A 1,471-nucleotide genomic window follows, 5' to 3' on the forward strand; every position below is an offset into this window, starting at 1 on the left:
TGTTGCTTTCGTTTCGACATTTCTGATCTTGTTCATGTTGAAGATCAGCAGACAGAAAATCCCAGCCTGATGCCTGAGATCACAACACAGGGAAACGGCGCAAACAGCTATGGTGGCTTGCTCATTTTCAATGTTCCCGGAAATCTTGCGCCACCGAGTCTGGGAAAAGCCTGGTGGCCATTGCTGTTGCGGACAGCTTTGCTTGCGCAGGCGTCTGCCCGACATTTGGAATAGGTGGCTGGTTAAAGACAATTCTATCTTTAACGCCTCCTTCACCGCAGCCATGCTAAATCCTCAACTTGAACACGCTGATGCTAAAATTTGGGCACTCTGCATCTTTATGAAACGGTCTTACGGTCCGGGAATCGGTGAATACTTCAGAGGTGAGATGATAGTCCAATGGCAACAAATACATTCGAAGCGTTTTATCTCGGGGTTTTTTCTGATCTCGATCCCAACGAGGGCAATTTCCAGGCCGAGAACTCCAGTTCTCTACTCGGCCAGACCTTCGGCGCGTCGACCGCACCGCTATATGACAGCATCGATAGCCTGACATCAGATGACACCAACAATGATGGCGGTGTTAGCGAAAACGACTTTGGGCAGGTTGGCGAGAATCTGGTTTTTGGCGGGGTTGCCTCCACGCTTGACAGTGTGATCGAATACAACGTCACAATCACCTACATCGATGGCACCACCGCAACGGGGCAAATTGTCCTGTTGCAGGACGTTTCTGGACGGGTCTTTCTGGCCCCGTTTTCAGATGGAAGTGGAAAAAACACGGCTTTGGGGGCGAAGCCGATTGAATCCATTACACTCAATTCAATCGCAGCTGACAATTATGATGGCCTGGTCAGCGATACCGAGCAGGATGCGTTCATTGACGGCACGGTTGATGGCACCGCCGGCGATGACAACATGGGCACCAGCTATACGGACGCGGATGGCACCCAGATGAACGCCTATGGCGGGGATGACTCCGTTGATGCGGGCGCGGGCAATGACACCATCTCTGCGGGCGCTGGCAATGACACGATCTATGGCGGCGTCGGCAACGACTCGATCTTGGCGGGGGATGGGGCTGATTCCCTGTTCGGTGGCGGTGGTGATGACACGATCAATACCATGGGCGGTTCCAGTGGTTTTGAATCTGGAGGTCATACCACCGGCAACGCCGACACTGTCGATGCTGGTGCCGGGAACGATCTGGTGTTTGCTGGTTTCGGGATCGGCGAAGTATATGATGGCGGTACCGGTAACGATACATTTTCCGCGGAAAAGTTCGGAACAAACGACAGCGCCGACATCAACCTTCAAAGCGGGACATATACCACCGCTTACGGGGGGTCAGGCACCCTGGTCAATTTTGAGAATGTCACCGGCACATTTGGCAATGACACGATCACCGGCGACGCTGGCGATAACATTCTAAGTGGCGGACCTGCTGGCAATGACAGCATCGACGGCGGCG

At 53.4% G+C, this 1,471-nt stretch carries 2 protein-coding genes; one reads left to right on the forward strand and one right to left on the reverse strand.

The window, feature by feature from the left end:
- A partial coding sequence (locus VWZ81_RS19535; RefSeq protein WP_416543647.1) for a hypothetical protein occupies positions 1-285 on the reverse strand: 285 nt, incomplete at its 3' end.
- A 114-nt stretch (positions 286-399) separates the two neighbouring features.
- Between VWZ81_RS19535 and VWZ81_RS19540 the strand changes: the two genes are divergently transcribed.
- Positions 400-1,471 (forward strand): calcium-binding protein (locus VWZ81_RS19540; protein WP_416543648.1); only part of this gene is annotated, 1,072 nt, incomplete at its 3' end.

This window comes from Phaeobacter sp. JH20_34 (genome assembly GCF_048056095.1).
Lineage (GTDB): Bacteria > Pseudomonadota > Alphaproteobacteria > Rhodobacterales > Rhodobacteraceae > Phaeobacter > Phaeobacter bryozoorum.